This is a genomic window from Dermabacter sp. HFH0086 (assembly GCF_000413375.1).
GTDB lineage: Bacteria > Actinomycetota > Actinomycetes > Actinomycetales > Dermabacteraceae > Dermabacter > Dermabacter hominis.
On sequence record NZ_KE340308.1, the window covers coordinates 679,205 to 701,084 of the forward strand.

Genomic DNA, 21,880 nt, shown 5'->3' on the forward strand with positions numbered 1-21,880 from the left:
TCCTGGTGGTGTGACCATCGACAAGGACACTGGTGAGATCACGGTTACCATCCCTGGGGATGCGAAGCCGGGTGACAAGATCACCGTTCCGGTTGTGGTGACTTACCCGGATGGTTCGAAGGACACCGTTGACGTCACCGTCACGGTTGAAGAACCTGAGGCTCCTGCTGAGAAGCCGGACTGGAATGACGACAAGGGTCAGCCTGGCGACAAGGTCGAGATTCCGAACACCGGTGGCCCCGTTGAAGACGGCACCACCGTTGAGACGGAAGGCCCCGGCAAGGCTGAGATCGATGAGGACGGCAAGATCACTGTCGACATCGATAAGGATGCCAAGCCCGGTGACAAGGTTGTTGTCATTGTCAAGGACAAGGACGGCAACGAGATCGACCGTGTGGTCGTCGAGGTTGAGAAGCCTGCAGACAAGCCGGCCGAAAAGCCGGACTGGAAGGACAACAGCGGTAAGCCTGGCGAGAACGTTGTGATCCCGAACGAGGGTGGCAAGGTTCCGGAGGGCTCGACCGTTGAGACCGAAGGCCCCGGTAAGGCTGAGATCGATGAGGACGGCAACCTGGTTGTCGACATCAACGATGACGCTAAGCCCGGTGACAAGGTCACTGTTGTCGTCAAGGACAAGGACGGCAAGGTAATCGATACGGTCACGGTGACTGTTGAGAAGCCTGAGGCTCCTGCGGAACAGCCCGCGCCCGGAGGCAACGACAACGGCACTGCTCAGCCGAAGCCTGGCACTTCGAACGGCAACGGCCCTGTGAAGAGGGTGCCGCTGCCCAGGACCGGTGCTGAGGTTGCAGGTGTGGCTGGTGCTGCGGCTGCTCTCATCGCAGCAGGCCTGGGCCTCGTGTTCTCGCGCCGCCGCCGCGAAGGCGAAGAGAACTGATCGCCTAACCGGTAATAGACCGGCATAACTAGTGAGGGTGAGATCGCATCGCGATCTCACCCTCACTAATCATTAACACGAAGAAAACCGACCACCCATAGCCACCACCGAAACGCGCGGGTACTCCGGAGAGCGCAGCCCAGTCAGGTGCTGAAGCTGCGGACAGCGACCAGAAGCATTCCCTGGAAGGTCGCCATAATCGAGCCCATTGCCGGCACGAGGATTCACCCACGAACGCAGCTGAAGTGAAGAAAGCGTCGGAGCCTCGCAGGGTGGTGCGCCCCGACGCGCACCGGGCCGGCCGCTCGTCGAGACCGAACGACACCTCCTAGAATGATCGGAGCCCGGTCACTACTGCGAGGAGGGAAAGCATGAATGCACCAAGCGTGCTGTTCGTGTGCGTGAAAAACGGCGGCAAGAGCCAAATGGCAGCAGCACTCATGCGTCACCATGCACACGGTGCGATCGAGGTGCATTCAGCGGGTACGAAGCCGGGAACGGCGCTCAATGAAGCTTCTCGCGCAAGCGTGGCAACCGTCGGAGGAAATTTTGACGGGGAATTCCCGAAGCCGATCGACCCAAACATCCTGCGCACCGCAAACCGCACCATCATTGTGGGTGGAGACGCGCACGTCGAACCGATCGAAGGAATGCGCGGCACTATTGAAAAATGGGATATCGACGAACCATCCCTGCGCGGAGTCGAAGGGGAGGAGCGCATGGCTCTTATCCGCGACGATATTGACCGACGCGTGCAGGCCCTGCTTGCAGAGCTGACCGCAAGCGCCGAGTAAGCGAAAGGACAATTGTGCAGGATACTGCCGCACCTCGGCTGTCCATTCTTGACCGCCTTTTGCCGCTTTTCATCCTTGTGGCGATGGGCGTGGGAATTGCGCTGAGCGTATGGGTTCCGCAAACCGCGGAAGTGCTCAACCACGTAAAAATTAGCGACATTTCGCTGCCGATCGCTCTCGGCCTCCTCGTCATGATGTACCCGCCTTTGGCGAAGGTGCGGTTTGAAAAAGCGAGGGAAATCGTGCGCGACAGGCGGCTCATGATCCTCTCGCTGCTTCTCAACTGGATCCTGGGTCCACTCCTGATGTTCACCCTCGCGTGGGTGTTTCTGCCGAATGAGCCAGAGCTAAGAACCGGTCTTGTGATCGTGGGTCTCGCGCGCTGTATCGCCATGGTGCTTGTGTGGAGCGATCTTTCGTGCGCGGACCGTGAAGCAACGGCCGTTCTCGTGGCGATCAATTCCGTGTTCCAGCTCCTCATGTTCTCGGTGCTCGGCTGGTTTTACCTGCAGGTCCTCCCGGGATGGCTGGGGCTTGATACCACCAGTGTGCACTTCTCCTTCGCGGCGATCGCGAAAAGCGTGCTCATTTTCCTCGGCATCCCGCTCGCCCTCGGCGTGCTTTCACGCATCCTCGGTGAGCGATACAAAGGCCGGGAATGGTTCGAGAATTCCTTTCTCCCAAAGGTCTCGCCACTCGCAATGATCGGGTTGCTCTACACGATCGTGGTGCTGTTTTGCCTCCAGGGCCGGCAGATCCTGCAGCACCCCTGGAGCGTCGCAAGTGTTGCCTTGCCACTGCTCGCCTATTTCGTGCTCATGTTTGGAATCTCGCTTATCGTCGCCCGCGCTTCGGGAATGAACTATGCGCAGAGTGCCTCCACAGCTTTCACCGCTGCCGGAAACAATTTTGAGCTCGCGATCGCCGTGACAATCGGAACTTTCGGGGCGGCATCGTCCGAGGCTCTCGCGGGCACGATCGGGCCGATGGTGGAGATTCCCGTGCTGGTTGCGCTCGTGTACGTGATGCGCGCCGTGGGGCCCCGCCTCTTCCCGGGGGATCCGACGCTACCGCGCGTCACGCACGGCGCCTGATCTGCGAGCCATGAGCGGTGGCGCGAGCCGGGTAGGGCTTCGACCGGCTACTCAAGGTGTTGCGCAGTCGATGTCGTGGACCTGACGGCCGAAGGGCCTCACCTCAAGACTGAGGCAAGACCCTTCGAGAAATTAGCGCCGCTAGCGTCTAAGCGGGGGCTGGTGCTGACGTATCGGTGTCGAGAGCCTTCTCCGCCTCTTCCTCACGCGCATAACGTTTACGGTGACTGAGCCAGGTGCTGAAGCCGAGAACAGCAATCAGAAGTACGCCCCATACGAAGTTGGAGGCGAAGGCTGAACCTGACCAGGAGCCAAGGACCATGTTGATACCGGTTTGGAGTTCTTGCATGGCGATCGCTCCGATGGCGATCATCCACAGACGGCCGGCGCCGCCGTAGGGGTCCATACCGGCGATCACGGCAATCAAGATGGCTTGCATGAGGTAGGAGCTGGCGAACGACACGTTCGCTGCGTTGGTTGACGCGAACATGAGAAGTCCCGCGATCGAAGCAAGCACCCCTGAGGAGGCATAGACCACGAGGATCGTGCGGTCCACGGGGATGCGGGCGAAGCGTGCCACCTTGTTTGATTCACCGATCGTGTACATGTGGAAACCGAAGCGGGTTTTCAACGTCACGAGGGTGAAACCGGCAAGCAGCAGCAGGAAGATCACGAATGACATGGGCATGAGCGCCACTGTTGTTGTTGCGATAATCCCCGCGTTCCCGCTTCCGTACACGGTCGCGCCTTTCGTGAGACCCGTGCTGATGCCGAGGTACACGCTCATGGTGCCGAGCGTGATAGGGATCGGGTGCACGCGCAGCGTGGCGATAAGGAACCCGTTGATCGCACCTGCAGCGGCTCCGACGACGAGGGCGGCGATACTGGCGAGGACAGTCGCCAGCGTCGAGCCCATTGACGGCAGGAGGGCCTCGCCTACGAGCGCGGCAGTGATCGCAGCCGTATTTGCTACTGCCACAACTGACAGGTCAATGCCGCCAATAAGGAAGGTGATCCCGATGCAGATCGCGAGCATCCCCAGCGGCGCGATCTGTCCCATCATGCTCTGCATGTTGAGAATCGTCGGGAAGGTGTGTGGCGCCATGATGCTGAGCGACACTGCGAGTACAACGACGAGTGCGATGAGAGTCCACACTTGGGCGCGAGGCCCGAGACGAGCGTCGTTCATTCTGTCACCACCATTCCTCGCCGGCGTTCAACACGGCGGTCGCGAATTGCCGGCACGCACACTCCGAAGAGCAAGAACGCACCGATGAAAAGGTCTTGCCACGCCGCGGGAATTCCAACGAGCACGAGGCTCGAGCCTACGACGGTGATGAGGAGGACGCCGAGCATCGTGCCGAGAACGCTGCCGCGACCTCCCGTGACTGCGGCACCACCGAGAACCACGGCGGCAAGTACCGTCATCTCCAGCCCCGTGAATGTCGAAGGGTCCGCGGCGCGGTTCATGGCGGCATAGAACAGGCCTGCCAATCCCGCGGTGGCACCCGACACGATGAACGCGGAGGTGCGAATGAGGTTGACCTTAACCCCCATGCGCTTTGCCGCCTCTTCATCGTCACCGATCGCGTAGATATAGCGGCCCCACCACAGACGGTGCAGCAAGAACGCAAGCACGACCGCGAGCACGATGAGAATGAGGACACTCGCGTGGAGCGAAACCGTGCGCCCAGCACTTTGCGTGGTGAAGAGCTGGGCGCGCGCGAAATCAGACATTTGCGCGGGCAGGCTGCGGATTCGTTCGGTTCCGACGAACGCCAAAAGCCCGCCTCGGTACAGGGTGAGCGTGCCGATCGTGACGATCATCGAGGGGAGCTTGAGCCACGCGACAAGGACGCCGTTGATGAGACCGAGGATGGCCCCGATGAGAACGGCGAGGGCGATTGCCACGAGGAATGTGCCCTGAAAGTCGATGGCTTGAAGTGTCACCGTCGTCAGGTACATGGATGACACAGCGATCGCTGAGACCGACACGTCGATGCCGCCGGTGAGCAGCACCAGAAGAACCCCAAGCGCCATGATTCCAACGACAACTGCGGATCGGCCGATGCCGAAAAGATGCGCGGCAGAGAGGAACGTGGGGTTTCCGAGAGCAAACACGATGCATGTCACCACGATGACGATGCCGAGGAGCAGTTCACGCTTAGCGAGCAGGGTTGCGAGCCACGACCTGTCTGGTGACTGCGTTGCCTGAGTTTCAGCCACAGAACTCATACCTGACTCCTTTGACCATTGATATCGATGATGTTTTCCTCGGTGAGCTCGGTAGCCTCCGCTTGTTTCACGATCTTGCCCTGCACCACGAAGGCGATTTCGTCGCACAGGCTCATGAGCTCCGCAGGTTCATCGGATACGAGAAGAACGGCGGTTCCCTCATCAGCAACCGACCGGATGAGATCGTGAATGTCGGCGCGAGAACCCACATCGACACCTACGGTCGGATTATTGATGATGACGACTTTGGGCCGTGGCGCGAGAGTGCGGGCAAGCAGCACTCGCTGTTGGTTACCACCGGAGAGCGACGAGGCTGGTGCGCTCACGCTCGGGGCTTTGATGCGCAATCGCGAACGCCACTCTTTCGCACTCGCCATGATTGAGCGCGCAGAGATGAGACCGCTTTTTCCACGCACGTTGTGCAGGTTGTTGACAGTCATGTTGTCGGCGATCGACCAGTCGAGGAAGAGCCCTTCAGTGAGCCTGTCGTCGGGCACGTATTGGATCTCCTTCTTTGAGCGAAGATCCTTCGTTGGCTTGCCGTTGAGCTCAATAGTGCCTTTATCGCAGCTGATGAGACCGGCGAGGGCGAGGCCAATCTCGATCTTTCCGCAGCCGACGAGTCCTGAAAGCCCGAGGATCCTGCCGGGGTGAAGCTCGAGATTAATATCGTGGAACTCGTGGCCAAGGCTTATCCCTCGAGCTGCCACAATCGGTTGTTCGGCGCGCTCCCATGCGCTCTCGCGGCGCTCATTGAGAACGTCGGTTCCCGTCATGAGTTTCGAAATACGTTCCAGATCGTAATCAGCCGCGGGGCCTGTTGCGATGAGGTTGCCGTCGCGGATTACCGTAACGTCATCAGCAATCTCGACTACCTCGCGCAGCTTGTGCGAAATGAAGATGAAGCTCATGCCTTGCGTCGCGAGGTGACGCACAGTTTCGAGGAAGGAGTCGATCTCATCTTGGGTCAGAGCCGCAGTGGGCTCGTCCATGAGGATGATGCGGCCGTCCGCAGAAACGGCGCGGGCAATTGCAACGAGCTGACGTTCAGCCGTCGAAAGGTCGCCGAGACGCGTGTTCGGCGAAATGGTCATCCCGAGCGTGGCCAGTGCTTTTTTCGCGCGTGCGCGGGCTTCGCGAGAGGGAACAATTCCGACGGGGGCTTTCGATCCGTCGAAACTGATGTTCTCAGCGACGGTCATGTTCGGGAAAAGGGCGAAATCCTGGTAGATCACGCGAACGCCGTGAGCCAAAGCATCGCGCGGGGTGACGGACTCGATGACGTTGCCTTCGAGTTCGATCGTTCCTGAATCCGGGGAGTAGGCCCCCGCAATAATTTTGGTCAGGGTGGACTTTCCGGATCCGTTTTCACCGACGAGCGCGTGCACGGTTCCCTGGCGCAGGGTGAGTGAAACGTCGTTGAGGGCCTTGACGGTTCCGAACGTTTTTGAGATGCCGCTGACGCGAACGGCAGCCTCACCGTTCGCGTCAGTAGCGTGTACGGGTTTAGTAGTCATAGTCGCCGGCGTTGTCCTTGGTCACGTTGATCCAGGCATTGTCGCCGTACACGACCTTGTCTTCGATGGTGATCTTGCCGTAACCGTCGATGCCGAGGTCAGTGCCTTCTTCAACTTTCTTGTCGTCGAGGAGAAGCTTGGCGATGGCGTTTTGAGCCCACGCAGCGTGGCCCGGATCCCAGAACTGGATCACGTCGATCGCGCCACTTTCAAGAAGGTCTTTGGTGTCCTTCGGGGTGGATGTACCAACCACGGCGATTTTGTCCTGAAGTCCTGCCTCATCTACTGCCTGGCCCACGCCAACGACGTCAGTCGAGGCGGAACCCTGCACACCTGCGAGGTTCGGGTGAGCCGAAAGGAGCTCTTGCATGGCCTCGTAGGCCTTTTGGGAATCGTCGCTTGTTTCGACGAAATCGCCAACCTGCTTCATCTCCGGGAAGTTCTTCTCCTGGTACTCCTTGGCGGCGTTGACCCACTCCATGTGCGTGGTGGAGGAGAGCGAGCCCACCATGATCGCGTATTCGCCCTTGTTGCCCATCTTTTCCGCGAGGAGCTTCATGAGGTTGATGCCGTAATCAGCGTTCTTGAACGCTTCAACGTCATAGTCAGCGTTTTTGATGGACGGAGCTTCGTGGGTCACGACCTTAATGCCAGCGTCCATTGCCTTCTTGAGCGTTTGCTCGACAGCATCGGGCTGGAAAGGCGTCACGCAAATCGCAGCGACCTTCGAGGCGATGAGGTCTTCAAGAACCTTAACCTGTGCCGCGGCATCGGCTTCGGATGAACCCTGGTAGTAGGCGTTTTCGCTCGTTTTCTTGGCGTATTCCTTGACGCCTTCTTCCATGCGGTTGAACCACGCGATACCGGTGAGTTTGGGAACGGTGACCATGGCGCCGGCGGCATTGCCACCGCCCTCACCGCCGCTCGTTCCGCCCTGGGTGGTTCCACACGCGGCGAGGGAGGGGATTGCGAGGATACCGAGCGATGCGAAAAGCATGGCGCGGCGACTTGGGGCGAATTCAGCGTTCATTGTTTTCTCCTTTGAAAATGGTGGGGATCAGGAAAGGGGGTTAGTTGTCGTGGACTGTTGCGGCAAGGGCTTCGAGGAAACGCAATGCCGCAACCTGGCCTGGATCTTTATGGCCGATGGAGCGCTCGCCTACCCAGGCGGCACGGCCGCGTCGCGAGGGTAGGGAGGCAGACTTTTCAACGACATCACGCGCGAGGCTAACGGCCTGGTCAACGCGCTCCTGGAGCGTCTGGCCCGCGGAGTCTTCGAAACTGTGCAGCACTGCATCGAGAACGTCGAGGACTGTCTTGTCACCGATGTCGGCACCGCCGCGCTCTGCGATGCGCGAGATAAGGGCCGAGAGGGCAACAACGGGTGTATCGCCCTCTTCATCATCTTTGGCGACTGCCGTGGCAGCAGCGAGTGTTCCTCCGCCGAGAAGCGCCGCAAAGGTCGAGGGGTTCGCGGAGGCGAAGGCCGTTCCTGCGGTGCGGAGGACTTCGTGTACTGCCGCATTTTCGGGAAGCGCGGTCAGAGCTTCGTGAACGGCGCGTGCGCCGGAGGATACGGTGATACCAAGGTCACCGTCGCCGAGTGCGGCATCGAGTTCGCGAAGCTCCTCCGCATGGGAAGGCAGCGTCGCTGTGACGCCGAGAAGGAGCTCTCGTGCGGGACCGGGATTATCGACCGTCGTGATGTCGCGTGCAGTGGTCGCGCGCGCGACGGGCACATCCTTTGCTTGTGCTTCCGTAGGCTCCGCGTGAGCACCGTGGGCCGAGCCGGCGGCTTGCTCGAAGAAGGGAGAATCGGCGGGAGCCGAGAGAAGTTCGGATAGCTCATCGTCGAGGTGGCACAGTGAAACGGAGGCGCCCGCCATTTCGAGGCTTGTGGCGTACTCGCCGATGTAGACGTGGGTGAGGCGTGCGCCGCGCTCGGTGATGGTCGCGTGGAGACGGCGATAAATCACGTAGAGCTCTTCGAGCGGAGTTGCGCCGAGTCCGTTGACCAGCACGGCAAGTTCGTCCCCTTCGCCCACGGGAAGCTCGCGAAGCAGCTCCGTGGTGAAGCGGTCGGTAATTTCGTCGGCGGTTTCGAGGGGACCGCGGTGCTGGCCAGGTTCACCGTGGATGCCGATTCCAATTTCCATTTCGCCTTCGTCGAGGGTGAAGGTGGGTTCACCGGCGGCCGGCAAGATTGTGGGGGAGAGGCCGACGCCCATTGTGCGTGTACGGTCGCATGTGCGTTGGGCGATCTCGGCAACCTGGTCGAGATTGTCGCCGCGTTCGGCAGCGGCACCCGCGGTTTTGTAGGCGAAGAAGAGACCCGCGACGCCGCGGCGGGTTTCGGCGCGCTCGGGCGGCGCGGAGAGGAGATCGTCGGTCCCGAGTACGGTGCGCGTGCGAATCCCGTCGCCTTCACACATGTCGGCCGCGAGGTCGAACGTGTATACGTCGCCGCCGTAGTTGCCGTAGAGGTAGAGCACGCCGGCGCCGTCGTCACTTGCCACGGTTGCGGCATGGATCTGCTCTGGCGAGGGCGAGGAAAAGACATTGCCGACGGCAACGCCCGAGGCGAGGCCCTGCCCGACGTAGCCGAGGAAGAGGGGGAGGTGGCCGGAGCCGCCGCCCGTGACGATGCCGACCTTGCCGCCCGTGCCCGCATCTGTGCGAACGATCGCACGGCGGTTGGGGTCGGCTGCCCGGAGCTTGTCGCCGTGGGCGAGCAGGATGCCGTCGATGACCTCATCGACGAAGTTCTCGGGTGAGTTGATGATCTTTCGCATGTCGGCTCCTTTGCCTTGTGGTGTGGGCGCGGTTAGTGGGTGGAGTTGGCCTGGATTTCTCGCAAGCTGTGCATGAGGGAGCGTTGGTCAATCCCGAAGGTGTCGTGAATTGCACGGTAGTGGGTGTAGATCTCGTTGTAGGCCTCGTGGGCGGTGGGGTTGGGTCGGTAAACGGTCGCGATCGCTGACTCGGCTTTGCCGGCGCTCTCCCAGGTCAGTTCACCTGCGGCGATGGCACCGTGGAGGGCCGCACCCAGGGCGGAGGTGTTCGCGGAGGACGACACCTCGACCGGCATTCCGATGACGTCGGCCAGGATCTGCATGAGCAGGGGGCTCTTGGCGGGGATTCCGCCGCACACGATGAAGCGGTCGATCGGAACCTCGGCCTCTTCGAATGCTTCGAGGATGATCCGCTGCCCGAAGGCCGCACCTTCGAGGAGCGCGCGGTAAATGTGGTAGTCGCGCGTGTCGAGGGTGAGTCCGACGATAGCCCCGGAGAGGTTCGAGTCAATGAGCGTGGAGCGGTTGCCGTTCATCCAATCCAGGACGATGAGGCCAGAGCCGCCGGGTTGAAGCGCCTTGGCTTTCGACTCAAGGACTTCGAAGGTGGAGGTCGCTGAAATGGAGGCGAGGTCGGCGATGTCGGCCGAGGTCATGTTGCGGGCGAACCACCCGAAGGTGTCCCCGAAGCCCGCTTGGCCCGCTTCGTAAGCCCAGTGGTTGGGCAGGATGCCGTTCTTGACGACTCCCTGGATTCCCCGCGGGGTGCGGTGCTCTTTGGAAACGACGAGGTTGCACACGCTCGTGCCCATGACGGCGACCATGGTTCCGGGCTGGGCGGCGCCAGCACCGAGGAAGGCGGCATGCGCATCGATGTTGCCGGCGGCAACGGTGACGTGAGTGTCGAGCCCGAGCCGCGTGGCCCACTCAGAGGTGAGCGTCCCAGCGCTTTCGCCCGGGGTGAGGAATTCGTGCCCCAGTTTGTCGAGAACGCCCGCGAAGCCGGGTTCGAGCGAATTGAGGAACTCGGGGGAGGGGTAACCCCCCGCTTCTTCGCGGTAGTTGCCTTTGAAGCCTGCGACGGACGCTCCGCGCACCTCCGTGCCCACGAGCGTCGAGACGATCCAATCCTCTTGCTCGATGATGCGCGAGGTAGCGTCGTACACCTCTCGATCGTCGCGGAGGGTTTGCAGGGCTTTCGGGAGCACCCATTCGGATGAAAGGCGCCCTCCGTATTGCGGCAGGAAGAGGCCGCCTTCGGCTTCGGCGGCACGGTTGATTTCTTCGGCGTGGCTTTGCGCGGCGTGATGCTTCCATAGCCGCGCGTAGGCCAGTGGGTGTTTCTTCCAGCGCGGGGAGCGCGGGAGCGGAACGAGATCGTCGTCTGTCAGCACGATCGTGCAGGCGGTGGTGTCAACACCGAGGCCAACGATCTGCTCAGGATCCACGCCGCTTCGGTCGACAACGGCGCGCACGACCTTTTCGAGGGCGACGAGGTAATCGTCGGGATCCTGCAGTGCGGTGTTGGGGGCGAGCTTTTCCCCCGAGGCGGCGAGCGTTTCGGTCATCACGCCGTGTTCGTAGAGGTGGGTCGCGGTTTCGATTTCCGCGCGATCGGCAAGCCGCACCAAGACTGAACGTGCGGATTCGGTTCCGAAGTCGACGCCAATCGCGTATGTGCTGCTTTCTGCCATGTCACTCCTCTTCGAGTGGGTGTGTGCGAGGGCCTCGGGCGGGTGGCCCGCTGCCCCAGCGTGACGTATGCTCAAATGAGCGCTCTAGGCCGCTCACATGAGCACACTAGCCCTTAGTGTGACCCATGTCAATCACGGTAAAGTGCGTGGAGCAGGCCAGGCGCCTGACCAGACCAGGACGTTTGAGGAGAGAGGCACCGATGGATGCCGAGTTGCCCGAGCCGCAATTGATTGCGTCTCTCGCGCGCCGCCACTACCTCGAAGACGTCTCCAAGGTGCAGCTCGCCAAAGAGTTCGGCATCTCGCGGTTTCGCATCGCACGGCTCCTCGCCAAGGGCCGCGAAGAAGGCATCATTCGCCTTGAGATCATCGATCCGTCCACTGATCTGCCCATGCTCTCCGAGCCCCTCGCGAGCCACCTCGGCCTCCGCTACGTGCGGGTAATCGGCTCCAACGGCACAGACACCGACGTGCGCACGCAGCTCGGATCAATGGGAGCGCAACTGCTCGGCGAACTCGTGAAACCCGGGGATAACCTGGGCCTCGGGTGGGGGCGGACGGTGGCCGAGGTCGCGAAGAACCTCCGACACCTTCCTCCCATCACCGTCATCCAGATTTCTGGCGCCCTAGCGGCCGCACATGCGTCGTCGCCAATCGACAACATCCGCGAGGCTGTTCTCAGCGCCAACGGCTACATCCACGACCTCCCGGTTCCCTTCTACGTGCGTTCGCCCGAAATGCGCCGCCAGCTCTTCGAAACCCACTCCTATGTGCGCGGGCAATTCGAACACCTTGACACGGCCCTCGTGTCGATCGGCTCATGGGAACACAAAGAAACGCAGCTCTATCGCGAATTCCCGCCCTCGGTGAGGGCACGGCTCGATCAGGTCAAGCCCGCCGGCGAACTCGCAGGCATCTGGTTTGACGAGACCGGCAGGGTCCTCGCTCCCGAAGTCACCAGAATGTGCATGACTCTCGAAACTCACCACTTGAGCCAAACCCCCCGCGTCATTGCGGTCGCCGCGGGGGCAAAGAAAGTGTCGGCCATTCTCGGTGCGGCTCGCACCGGCCTCATCACGGGCCTTGTGACCGACCGCGACACGGCCGAGGCTCTTCTCGACGCGCATTAGGGCGAGCGAGGCTGCCCGGTAACGTAGATGCAGACAGTATCGTTACCGCGCCCTGGAGCTGCCATGCCGAAGCCTCTCGTTCTTTCCGATATCCGCAATCGCGCGGGCGCGTTTGTGTCGGATTGGCGTGATGCGGAGGGTTATGAGAAGGGCGAGGCTCAGGAGTTTGTGCGCGGACTTCTTCGATGCTTCGGTATTAGTGGCCGTACGGCCGCCGTATACGAGAAGCGCGGTGGACCTGCCCTGAAGGGCATTCGTTCAAGGCTCGCATCCTAGATGTCACGAATGACTATTTCTCCTGTCCTGAGTGTCAGGAGATCCGGCGGGTCGCCTGGGAAGAGAAAAGAGCTTCTTTTGCAGGTAAGACTATCGCTGATGTACCCGAGCTGTTGGCCGCTTGGGACGACGACCTCCCTCCTGAGGGTGTTCGAGTCGACGAGAACCACTGGGGTTCGGGTTATAGATTCCGGTGTCCTGCTGGTCACCGAAACACGCGTCAACCTCTCAGCTATCTGTTTGGGGGCTGTTCTGCTTGCAAGGCAATTAAGACCAGGAAAGCAAATGCGGATGCTGCGGCAGCCGATCCCTCCGCGAGTAGGTTGACACCAGAGATCAGCAGCCAGTGGCACCCCACCAAGAATGGCAATTTGCGCCTTGCGGACGTCTCTCCCGAGTCCCGTCGCATGGTCTGGTGGCGTGACCCCGTCTGCGGACATGAGTTCCAAGCCACTCCCCGAGAACGCGATAAATATGAGCGGTGGCGCTGCCCGGTGTGCCATACAATCCTTGATTCGCTGGCATACCACTATCCAGAGGTTGCCGAGGAATGGTCGCCAGACAATCCGCTCTCGCCGTGGGAGATCCGTCCGAACACCTCGCAACTGGCTGAGCCACCCCTTTGGGTATGCAAAAACGATCCGGCTCATGTGTGGCGAGCCATGCCCGCAGCGCGAGTCAATGGGTCGCAATGCCCGGAGTGCATCGAAACAGGAAAATCACGGATCGAGACCGAGTACTATTCAGCAGCTCTTGCGCACTGTGGAAATGCGAAATCTGGTTCCCGCATTCATTCCGCAAAGTTCCAGACTCACTCCTCCTGGACTGTTGATATTTGCGTGGATCTTCCATCCGGGAAACGATTCGCCATCGAATATGGCGGCTCGTACTGGCATCGCAACAAAGCGGACGTTGATCGCGTCAAGACCGTAGATCTCCTAGCAGATGGGTTCCTTGTTGTTCGACTCCGTGAAGCCCCACTCCCTTCGCTGAACATCGCACACCCGAACTACCGTGAAATCACCGTGTACTCCGGCGCCCAAAACCCTGTACACAATGTCGCAGTTATTGCTGAGACGATCAGTTCTTGAGTGTGATCGCCTGCGACCTTGCGTCCCTGAATGTGGAGGTAATGGTGGAGTCGACGCTGATTTTGGCGTGGTCGACGAGGGTGTGCCATAGGTATGGGGTGAACTCGATGTGGTCGATGTCGAGTTTGTCGAGTTCTTCCTGGTAGTGGCAGTAGGCGGCTTGCTGGTTGTCGAGGTCGCTGATCTGGTCGAGGAGCCGGTGGTACTCCTCTAGGAGGGTGGCGTGTTTGCTGGTGAGTTTGTCGAAGCGGCTCTGGTATTCGGCCTGGTCTTGGGCGATGCGGGCGTTGCGGGCTATCAGCGCGTCGATCGTCTCGGCGGTCGCACCGACGCGCGCGAAGAGTTGGTCGGTTTCGATATGAAGGTCGGTGGAGTCCAGTTCGGCTCGTACGGCCTTGTCGACCAGCTCGTCGACCTGGTCCCGGCTGGCGAGGAAGTGGTGGACGGCGTCGAGGAACGCGGTGGTGATTTGTTCGTCGCTGACGTGAGGGGGTCGCACACGGGGTTCCACCTGCGTATTTGTGGTTGCACTGCCAGATGCGTTTTTCGTATTTGGTGCCGGCATGCCAGGTTTTCGACCCGTACCAGACCCCGCACTAGGCGCACCTGATTTTGCCGGAGAACGTGGGGTCTGCTGAGGGGTTGGTTGACTCCTGTCCATTCGTGCATGCGGGTGGGGTGAAGGAGAATGATTAGTGATGAAGTACGCAGAAGAGTTCAAGTAAGATGTCGTCGCGTTGGTGCGGGCAAGTGCCACGCAACGCGAGGTGTGTCGCGATCTTGGTATCTCGAGATCAGCAATGTCGAAATGGGTCGCTGATGCTGACAGACGTGACGCTGGCCTGCCGGTAGCAAAAGACGTGACCCCGGGGCGAGGATGCGCAGATTCGTGAATTGATGCGTCGGAACCGGCTCCTCGAGCAGGAGAACGAGGTACTCAGGCGTGCGGCGGCGTATTTGTCGCAGATTCATATCACGCCCCCAAAATAGTGTTCCCACTCGTCCAAGAGATGGCCGCGCCCGGTGCCCGCATTCGAGTGCCGGTGGCGGTGGCGTGCCGGGTGCTGGGGTTTACGAAGCAGGCGCATTACCAATGGCTGAAACAGCCGTTGTCTGCCCGAAAGATTGCTGACGCGCAGATCATTCAAGTATTGGGTGAACTCCACGAGGACGACCCCGAGGGCGGGTGCCGGGTGCGCGATCGATTCCCGCATGAAAGCGTCGCTCGCGGTTCGAGCGTTGGAGAACGCGCTCATGCAGCGTGGCTGGGTAGAAGGCGTGGTGGCGCGTAGCGATAGGGAAAGCCAATTTCGGAGTCGGAAGTTCCAGAAGGCGCTTAAGAAGCACAAGTTGAAAGGTTCGATGGAGCGTGTGGGGATAACGCAGCCATGGAGTTATTTTTCAGTTTGTTGCAGAAGAACGTGCTTGATCGGCAGCCGTGGCGTACCCGGCAAGAGCTCAGGCTCGCCATCGTGCACTGGGTTGAAGCGAAGTCTCACCGTAAACGCAAACCACGGGGCCTGGGAAAGTTGACACCGGTCGAGTGTGAGGGTATAAAGAGAGATGTAGTCGGTTTGGCTGCCTAATAGTGGAAACCCGAGTCAACCAAACCTTCAGCAGACCCTAGTTAGTTTTTTTTGCAGTACCCCTTGTTGGGTGACTATCATTTGTTATGCGTTGATGGGGTTGCGTTGCCGAACCTTTTTGGCGGTCCTCTCCAGTACGCTTCTTGACGGTTGACGGACAACTGAAAGGGGGGGATGCTGAGTGGTACGGTCAATCTCGACAAAACTTCAGCAGTCTCCAACGCGTAGAATCGCGCTCACGGTTCTTGCCGCGTTCATCGCGGTCATCATGGTTTTCTGTTCGCAAGTGGTATACGCCTTAGGTAGTGGCGATACAAACGGCGACACCAAGGCTTATGAGCTAGAAGGTGTATGGAAGAACCAGCCAGAGGTTGTTACCTCGGGTCTCGATGTTCTTTCGATGGTGTGGCACCTGGACATCAACGATTCGGCGCCAGCGCCAGGCAACAAGCCCACTGCTGACAACCTCCTGTCTGTCACGGTGAAGAATGCGCACTTTGGCGAGATCCCCGCTGAATGTCTCAGTGGAGATAAGGGTGCTTCAAAGATTTCAGAAGATAAGCGCACTCTGACTTGTGACATCGGTGAGCGCGATGAGGGTACAGCTCAGATGGTGCTATCGGGTGTCAAGGTTGATGGCCCGGCTGAGTCGAAGGTCTCTGCGAAGGCAACCTTCCGGGGTCTTGAAGCTGAGCTGCCAGAGATCCCGATCGTCGCGCCGTTCATCATGGACGCTAAGTTTGATGCTGGCGCACCGAGCTCATTGACTGGTCAGCCAGACACGTACCAGGTCATGTCTTTCCCGTTTTCGTTGGCGCATTCAACGGGATCCGCGGCGGGCCCGGAAAGCGTGAGTTATGACATCACGATCAATGGTGTCCGCGGTGAAAGAATCACTACGCAGGATGTAGCGTGTGCGCCTATCGATCGTGTGCATTCCGGCTACCCGTACTCCGCTCCCGGTAAGCCGCAGGAACAGACCGCGAAGTTCCCTACGTGTGAGTTCACTCTGGTTGATCCTGAGACGAACACTTTCCGACTGACGTTGTCTGATCTGGATTATGTTTCGAAACGTCCTGAGCTTGACTCGAATGGTGTCCGTTTGCCGCAGGTTCAGCCGAAGCATCCGCGCGAAGTTATCGCCGCTGGAGAGCTGCGCATCAAGGTTCCGTATAAGGCCTCCGGATCTGATTCGAACCGAAACACCAACGTGACGCTGAAGGCATCGACGCCGACGTACACCGCCGTCGACGGTTCAACGAGTGAGGACGACCCGTCGAACAACCAGAACCGCGCCCCGATGATCCGCGGCAACTGGACCGGTGCGTGGGTTGTTGGGTCACAGTACCCGAAGGCATACCCAGGTATCGGATGGTCTGATACGTCTCGCGCACCCGTGGGTGCCACTGTGATGTCGGTGTCCGGAATCGCCCCTCCGCGCGTTGAGGGCTTTTCTGACAACTGGATTTGTAACACCCTGGATACCGAGCGCGTCGATTTCGTCAACGCCCGTGTTGTTGCTGACCCCTACGCGAAGCCGAACGTCTACTATGGCGAAAACGTGGACGGCCTTAAGATCCTCTACTACACGGGTGAGGTTGAGGACCCTAACCTTTTCAAATGCGGAACCGAAGAAACCCCGTTTGATGAAGGGAAAGATGAAAAAGACGGCTGGAGCTACACCAAGCCTGCAGATCTTTCCACGGTGAAGGCTGTCAAGTTGCGTGTGCCTCGCGATAAGGGCCACTTGTCGAAGCTCCCGCAGTCGTACTTCTACCTGGTTATCGAACAGAAGATTCACGATGACGTAGAGATTGGCGCAGACGTGTGGGCGTGGACTTCTGTTCTCGACGAGACACGAACCGACTGGACGATGGGTCTTGACGCGAAGATTGCTTATGACCGCGTCACTAACGAACGGGAGATCACTCCTGGGTTCGCATCCCCTGGCGTTATCACCGACGGGGTCCGCTATCCATATGCAGGCCCGGGGCGTGACCTTCTACGCGTGGTTCCCTCGCTGCCTGTTGTAGTCAAGGACGTCGCCCAGCCGGAGTATGGTCCGGGTGAGGAAGCTGACTATACGATTCGTTATGGCCTCGAATCCGAGGTTGCGAACATGCCTAAGGATCAGGTGGTTATTGAAGACACCCTGCCGGCGGGCATGGAGTATGTTCCGGGTAGCGCTGACGCTGAGCCTGACGTGAAGACCAACGCTAACGGCCAGCAGGTTTTGACGTGGACGAAGGATGGCGTTGAGCCTAATATCCGCGTCTTTGAGGACGGCAACGCTTACGTCATTAACTACAAGGCGAAGTTGCCTAAGGACGCAAAGCCTGGAGCGGTTTACACCAACGAGGTCGCGGCATCGAGCCAGGGCCAGACCCGCAAGGCGACAGCTAAGGTGACGGTGCCGCGGGCCGGCTACACGTCGCTGAAGAAAAACGTTGAAACGCCTGTTGTTGAGACGACTCGGAACGGTGTTGCGGCTAACGAGTGGACGCTTAGCCTGACGTCGAATGACCCGACACGTTCGAACCTCACTGACGTGATCGATGTGCTTCCGTCAAACGATGATTCCCAGGGTTCGAAGTTTGATGGCACACTCAAGGTGACCGGAGTTGAAGGTGCTGAAGGCGCGAAGGTCTACAGCACCACTGTGGACCCAGCTGAGATTGATGAAGACCCGAATGCCAAGGTCAATGGTGGCACCGGAACGCCGTCTGACATCTGGGAAGAAGGCGTGAAGGAGGACGCAACCGCGCTCCGCGTTATCACCAAAGCCCCGCTGGCATTTGGGGATAGTCAAACGATTACTGTGAAGACTGAGCTGCATCAAGCCCAGCATGGCGATGTTGTTGTCAACAAGGCCGTGGGTCGTGCTGAGAACACGAAACTGCGGATGCGTACGTCTGCGCAGTTCACGGTGCGTACGCCTGTCGACGTCAGCGTTGAGAAGGTGTGGAAGGACGAGAACGGCGAAGCCCTTACGGAGACTCCGGACTCGGTGCAGGTGCAGTTGATGCGCCAGCAGGGAGATAAAAGCACCCCGGTGGGCGAGAAGGTTGTGCTTTCGGCCGCAAATGGTTGGAAGCACACGTTCGAATCGCTACCAGCCACGGTCGACGATGAGCCGGTCAGTTATACGGTGCAGGAAGACTCGGTTGAGGGCTACACCTCGCAGGTCAAGGTGGCGGACGCCGGTAGCGTCTTCGAGGTGACGGTCACGAATACACGTGAACCGGAGCCGACACCGGAGCCGACACCGGATCCGACTCCTGAGCCGACACCTGAGCCGACACCGGATCCGACTCCTGAGCCGACACCGGATCCGACTCCTGAGCCGACACCGGAGCCGACACCGGATCCGACTCCTGAGCCGACACCTGAGCCGACACCGGATCCGACTCCTGAGCCGACACCGGATCCGACTCCTGAGCCGGCGCCAGAACCAACCCCGGAGCCAACACCGGAACCAGGTGAGGAACCAACGCCGGAGCCGACGCCGGAGAAACCGAGGGTTCCTGAGAAGGGGCTGCCTCGAACTGGTGTGGAAGTTGCAGGCTTCCTCGCGATCGCGGCCACGTTGCTCGGTGTTGGATTGTTCCTCAGGAGGCGACCACGTAAGCAGTGAAACTGCTGTGGTGAGAACCTGGAGGGATAAAACGAACTGACGAGTATACCTCTGCAGGCTACAAAAGGGCTGGGCATGGACTTCAAAATCCATGCCCAGCCCATTTCGTTGTTAGCCGATTGGTTCTAGCATTGGTTTGATGGTGTAGGCGATCGCGATGGTGTCGTCGGTGTCTGGGTTGGTCATCGCCACGCGCCATGCGTTCGCGAACTGGTTGACCTCGCCATCTATAGGGATGGCGCCGGAGATCAAGATGGTGCCTTCTTCCGCGTCGCCGCGTTCGGTGACTTTCTCGATCCAATACTTTGGTGGCAGAAGCTCTGCGAGGGTTCCGTTCTGGATCTGTTTTCCGTTGCGGTCAGCAGCGGTGACGAACGCTTCAAGGCGGATCGCGTCGAGGTTTTCTTCAACGTCCTTCAGGCGCCATGCTTTCTTGCTCAGCACGTCTGGGGACGTTTTCTTGCTCCAGGCAACGCCGTTCTCTTCCAACGCGCGGTCGGTGAGACCGCAGGCCACGGTGGGCAAGACGTCGTTGGCGGTGAAGACTATGGCCCACTTGGCTTTGCCGGATGTCATGTTGTGCTGGAGGGACTGCTGAAGGTTTGGTTGACAGTTTTCCTTCTGTTTTTTAGGCCGCGAGTGGTGCGGCTGCTCCCGTGATGGTTCCGTATTCAATGCGTGTCAATTTACCGGGCGCGCGTTGGCGTCTCTTGCGGTGCTAGGTGCTTTCGATCCAGTGGCGATCGCTACGAAGAGCTCTTGGCGGTTGGCCCAGGATTGACGGTTAGGGACATTCTTTTGCACAAGGGCGCAGAATGACTCTATGGCCGCGTTATCCCCATAGGCTCCGGCCCTGCCCATGGGGCCCTTGGCATGGTAGGTCTTCAATGCGGCACGAAAACTCCTAGAGCAAGGTTGTGAGCCTCGATCGAAGTGGACGATCACGCCACGGGGATGTCCTCGTTTCCTCCTTGCGTCATCTAACGCGGCCACAGCCAAACCTGATTTTATCCGCGCACTAGTGGCGTAGCCCACGATTTTACGCGAGTGCAGGTCTTTGATCGCACACCGAGACAGTTTTCCTTCGCCTGTCCAATGCTCAGTAATGTCGGTCACCCACGCAGTATTTGGGGTATCGGCATGGAAGTGCCTGGCAGGCAGATCATCGTGGACCGGCCCACCGGCTTCTTCCTGCGTGGTTTGCGCCTGGAGATCACCGAAGAAGATCTCAGCACTCGAGTACAATCGCCACACTCGTCGCTCAGAAATCTTTACCCCTTGAGCATGGAGTTCATCAGCGATCAACCGGTAACCGAACTCAGGATCATTGTGGTGGATCAGACGAATCTTAGCTATAAGCTCCTCGTCCCCTCCATCGTCTGTCCGAGAGCGGCTTAGCCAGCCACTTGTAGAATGCCTGGCGAGAAAACTTTAACACCCGAGTCGCGATCGTCAAGGTTGTCTTACCCTTTGCGACCTGTGCTTCCATGGTCGGGAAGATCCTTTTGGTTGGATTGTTTCCTGGCTCAAATAAGCTGCTGCAGCCCTAAGAACCTCGTTTTCCATTTCTAGTTCACGGATCCGTTTCAGGACAGCACTCATCTCTTTGGCCACCACGGGATCATTTGACGGGCTCATCCCATGAGCCTGCAGACGCGCGTCCGTCACCGCATCAGCTTTGAACTGCTCACTATAGACCTTCGGCATGATCAACATCCTTCCCGCCCCGCAACCGCGAAGCAACCCAAACGTCAACCAAACCCTCAGCAGTCCCGAGCATTTTCGAAGAATGTATCGGATGCAGTAAAGAGCTCTGGGAGATGTGAAGTATGCGGCGTTGCTGGTGGAGTGTTACAAGTTGATCATCGCATCCCTTTTGAGATTGACGGGTAAACATACCCCATGTTCTTGCTGAGTTAATGTCGCTGTGCCCTTTGTGTAATCGAGCCAAATCATGGCAATGTGAAAATTGTCCAACCTGGGCAGCTAAGAATCCAAAACCTGCGGTAAATGTATGTAGGCATCGCCATAAAATTACTTGAAAGGTGCCACCAAAGAGATTCGAGAAATTCGCCCTGTATTACAAGGTGTGGAATCTGTGAAAGCGTTTGATGCCCTGCGGCCATCTGTGTCTGCTCTACTTGTGCAATGGCTATTAGGGCTGCCCTCAAGCAATGGATCGAAAGTTGATAATTCCAGCGATTAGAATCGAACTCAGCGAAGTTTTTCAACTTGACACTTTGAACGTTAGCGGATCCCTCGACGCTCCTGCCGAGTGTGCTCCTGTATCCAGTGGCGGCTGGAGGTTGTGTCCGTAAGTAGTGATGTAGGTAGCTGTCGTCTCACCATCGATGCGCGGAAATTTTGACTGGTTCACTTCGACACGGAGGCAAACTCGGACTTTGCAGGGGCGTTTCCCCAGCTTGATAACCCAGCTCTAAATCCGTTTATCGAGTGCAAAATCGGTAGTCATCACGGCTGTCGGCGCCTGATTGTGGTGGTTCTTCGAACCGGGTTCTTGTATCCAACGTGAGTGCTTGTGCGAAACTTTCATGGCACGACGGGTACAAACAAGCGGGAACTACGATTCAGTCGCTTGATTGGTTCACTTCCAGCGGGTGAAGATCACTTGCCAATCTTCTGGGAAACGAAGAGCTTGCGGTAGTGGGGATCCCCGTCTTTACGCGGGTAATAGTGCCAGCCGATTCCTGACCAAAATTCGTCATCGCCTTCGGAGAAAGCGATCAAGGGAAAGCCTGAGTAGTGGCTGATCAGATGCCTTGCAAACGCAGCCCCATAGTGATGTCGGCGAAGATCACGGCGGATTTCAAAGAACCAGATTTCTTTGGTCAGCACTTCCGAGTCGATCCCGATGTAGCTATCGGAGAGTGGCCAATCTGTCACCTCAGCGCGCCCGACTTCCACACCATCGGCAAGAAACTGGATGTACTCCTTGCCCTCCGGGGAGTCTTCGCCGACTCTTCCAGCCCTGTCGTGCCACCAGCAGTCATCGAATCCCTCGACCACCTGGAACGGCGTCACGTAGTCCTCAACTTGCTGAAGAACCCTCAGTTGTAAGCGATCCACCATTCCGAGAATACGCAAGCGCCCACCAAGTAGAGGCGGGCGCTTAGACATA

At 59.0% G+C, this 21,880-nt stretch carries 16 protein-coding genes and 3 pseudogenes; 9 read left to right on the top strand and 10 right to left on the bottom strand.

From position 1 onward, the window contains the following. From HMPREF1484_RS11490 to arsB, 3 genes are all read left to right on the top strand, one after another. A partial coding sequence (locus HMPREF1484_RS11490) for a YPDG domain-containing protein (protein WP_016663548.1) occupies positions 1-898 on the top strand: 898 nt, incomplete at its 5' end. A 371-nt stretch (positions 899-1,269) separates the two neighbouring features. After that, a complete protein-coding gene (locus tag HMPREF1484_RS03010) occupies positions 1,270-1,692 on the top strand; it encodes a low molecular weight phosphatase family protein (RefSeq protein ID WP_016663549.1) in 423 nt (140 codons plus the stop codon). A gap of 14 nt (positions 1,693-1,706) precedes the next feature. After that, positions 1,707-2,786: an ACR3 family arsenite efflux transporter gene (arsB, locus tag HMPREF1484_RS03015; protein ID WP_016663550.1), complete on the top strand. Its 1,080-nt coding sequence runs from the start codon at positions 1,707-1,709 to the stop codon at positions 2,784-2,786. 148 nt (positions 2,787-2,934) lie between these two features. Here the strand turns inward: arsB and HMPREF1484_RS03020 are convergent, their stop codons facing one another. From HMPREF1484_RS03020 to HMPREF1484_RS03045, 6 genes are read right to left on the bottom strand one after another with little or no spacing between them, the layout of a single operon-like run. Further along, positions 2,935-3,975 carry an ABC transporter permease gene (locus HMPREF1484_RS03020; RefSeq protein ID WP_016663551.1) on the bottom strand — a complete coding sequence of 347 codons (1,041 nt, stop codon included), beginning with the start codon at positions 3,973-3,975 and terminating at the stop codon, positions 2,935-2,937. After that, positions 3,972-5,021 carry an ABC transporter permease gene (locus HMPREF1484_RS03025; RefSeq protein WP_016663552.1) on the bottom strand — a complete coding sequence of 350 codons (1,050 nt, stop codon included), beginning with the start codon at positions 5,019-5,021 and terminating at the stop codon, positions 3,972-3,974. The genes HMPREF1484_RS03020 and HMPREF1484_RS03025 overlap by 4 nt, the downstream gene beginning before the upstream one ends. Further along, positions 5,018-6,538, bottom strand: a complete 1,521-nt coding sequence (locus HMPREF1484_RS03030; RefSeq protein WP_016663553.1) for a sugar ABC transporter ATP-binding protein — start codon at positions 6,536-6,538, stop codon at positions 5,018-5,020. The genes HMPREF1484_RS03025 and HMPREF1484_RS03030 overlap by 4 nt, the downstream gene beginning before the upstream one ends. Continuing rightward, positions 6,528-7,568, bottom strand: coding sequence for an autoinducer 2 ABC transporter substrate-binding protein (locus tag HMPREF1484_RS03035; RefSeq protein WP_016663554.1), 1,041 nt, complete (start codon positions 7,566-7,568; stop codon positions 6,528-6,530). Before HMPREF1484_RS03035 ends, HMPREF1484_RS03030 begins: the two co-directional genes overlap by 11 nt. 40 nt (positions 7,569-7,608) lie before the next feature. Then, on the bottom strand, positions 7,609-9,330 hold the full coding sequence (locus HMPREF1484_RS03040) for a dihydroxyacetone kinase family protein (protein ID WP_016663555.1): 1,722 nt from the start codon (positions 9,328-9,330) through the stop codon (positions 7,609-7,611). A gap of 32 nt (positions 9,331-9,362) precedes the next feature. Beyond that, a complete protein-coding gene (locus tag HMPREF1484_RS03045; protein ID WP_016663556.1) occupies positions 9,363-11,024 on the bottom strand; it encodes a ribulokinase in 1,662 nt (553 codons plus the stop codon). A 200-nt stretch (positions 11,025-11,224) separates the two neighbouring features. Here HMPREF1484_RS03045 and HMPREF1484_RS03050 point away from each other — a divergent pair, with 200 nt between their 5' ends. The 4 genes and pseudogenes from HMPREF1484_RS03050 (at position 11,225) to HMPREF1484_RS11155 (ending at position 13,521) form a co-directional block, all read left to right on the top strand. Continuing rightward, the gene (locus tag HMPREF1484_RS03050; protein WP_016663557.1) at positions 11,225-12,154 is read left to right on the top strand and encodes a sugar-binding transcriptional regulator; all 930 of its coding nucleotides are present in this window, start codon (positions 11,225-11,227) and stop codon (positions 12,152-12,154) included. A 63-nt stretch (positions 12,155-12,217) separates the two neighbouring features. After that, positions 12,218-12,430, top strand: a complete 213-nt coding sequence (locus HMPREF1484_RS03055) for a hypothetical protein (protein ID WP_016663558.1) — start codon at positions 12,218-12,220, stop codon at positions 12,428-12,430. A 323-nt stretch (positions 12,431-12,753) separates the two neighbouring features. Continuing rightward, positions 12,754-12,918: pseudogene (locus tag HMPREF1484_RS11960) on the top strand (zinc-ribbon domain-containing protein); the annotation flags it as partial. 6 nt (positions 12,919-12,924) lie between these two features. Then, complete coding sequence (locus HMPREF1484_RS11155; protein WP_232049684.1) at positions 12,925-13,521, top strand: zinc-ribbon domain-containing protein; 597 nt, start codon at positions 12,925-12,927, stop codon at positions 13,519-13,521. Here the strand turns inward: HMPREF1484_RS11155 and HMPREF1484_RS03065 are convergent. Beyond that, positions 13,511-14,086, bottom strand: a complete 576-nt coding sequence (locus HMPREF1484_RS03065; RefSeq protein WP_147594882.1) for a DUF3450 domain-containing protein — start codon at positions 14,084-14,086, stop codon at positions 13,511-13,513. The two genes, HMPREF1484_RS11155 and HMPREF1484_RS03065, sit on opposite strands and share 11 nt — an antisense overlap. Before the next feature lie 172 nt (positions 14,087-14,258). Here HMPREF1484_RS03065 and HMPREF1484_RS11160 point away from each other — a divergent pair. Continuing rightward, positions 14,259-15,107: pseudogene (locus tag HMPREF1484_RS11160) on the top strand (IS3 family transposase). 181 nt (positions 15,108-15,288) lie between these two features. After that, the gene (locus tag HMPREF1484_RS03075) at positions 15,289-18,741 is read left to right on the top strand and encodes a Cna B-type domain-containing protein (protein ID WP_016663562.1); all 3,453 of its coding nucleotides are present in this window, start codon (positions 15,289-15,291) and stop codon (positions 18,739-18,741) included. A gap of 111 nt (positions 18,742-18,852) precedes the next feature. Here HMPREF1484_RS03075 and HMPREF1484_RS03080 read toward each other — a convergent pair whose 3' ends face one another. The 3 genes and pseudogenes from HMPREF1484_RS03080 to HMPREF1484_RS03090 form a co-directional block, all read right to left on the bottom strand. Then, positions 18,853-19,416: a DUF2848 family protein gene (locus HMPREF1484_RS03080; protein ID WP_141742330.1), complete on the bottom strand. Its 564-nt coding sequence runs from the start codon at positions 19,414-19,416 to the stop codon at positions 18,853-18,855. Continuing rightward, positions 19,370-20,448: pseudogene (locus HMPREF1484_RS11165) on the bottom strand (IS3 family transposase). Before HMPREF1484_RS11165 ends, HMPREF1484_RS03080 begins: the two are co-directional and overlap by 47 nt. Positions 20,449-21,366: 918 nt before the next feature. Next, positions 21,367-21,879 carry a hypothetical protein gene (locus HMPREF1484_RS03090; protein WP_016663566.1) on the bottom strand — a complete coding sequence of 171 codons (513 nt, stop codon included), beginning with the start codon at positions 21,877-21,879 and terminating at the stop codon, positions 21,367-21,369. Position 21,880 lies beyond the last annotated feature (1 nt).

Excerpts from the sequence above, each read along its gene's own strand:
- HMPREF1484_RS03050 (WP_016663557.1), top strand. The coding sequence starts at position 11,225 with ATGGATGCCGAGTTGCCCGAGCCGCAATTGATTGCGTCTCTCGCGCGC.
- HMPREF1484_RS03030 (WP_016663553.1), bottom strand. The coding sequence starts at position 6,538 with ATGACTACTAAACCCGTACACGCTACTGACGCGAACGGTGAGGCTGCC.
- HMPREF1484_RS03020 (WP_016663551.1), bottom strand. The coding sequence starts at position 3,975 with ATGAACGACGCTCGTCTCGGGCCTCGCGCCCAAGTGTGGACTCTCATC.
- HMPREF1484_RS03065 (WP_147594882.1), bottom strand. The coding sequence starts at position 14,086 with ATGCCGGCACCAAATACGAAAAACGCATCTGGCAGTGCAACCACAAAT.
- HMPREF1484_RS03010 (WP_016663549.1), top strand. The coding sequence starts at position 1,270 with ATGAATGCACCAAGCGTGCTGTTCGTGTGCGTGAAAAACGGCGGCAAG.
- HMPREF1484_RS03025 (WP_016663552.1), bottom strand. The coding sequence starts at position 5,021 with ATGAGTTCTGTGGCTGAAACTCAGGCAACGCAGTCACCAGACAGGTCG.
- HMPREF1484_RS03035 (WP_016663554.1), bottom strand. The coding sequence starts at position 7,568 with ATGAACGCTGAATTCGCCCCAAGTCGCCGCGCCATGCTTTTCGCATCG.
- HMPREF1484_RS03055 (WP_016663558.1), top strand. The coding sequence starts at position 12,218 with ATGCCGAAGCCTCTCGTTCTTTCCGATATCCGCAATCGCGCGGGCGCG.
- HMPREF1484_RS03040 (WP_016663555.1), bottom strand. The coding sequence starts at position 9,330 with ATGCGAAAGATCATCAACTCACCCGAGAACTTCGTCGATGAGGTCATC.
- HMPREF1484_RS03045 (WP_016663556.1), bottom strand. The coding sequence starts at position 11,024 with ATGGCAGAAAGCAGCACATACGCGATTGGCGTCGACTTCGGAACCGAA.
- HMPREF1484_RS03090 (WP_016663566.1), bottom strand. The coding sequence starts at position 21,879 with ATGTCTAAGCGCCCGCCTCTACTTGGTGGGCGCTTGCGTATTCTCGGA.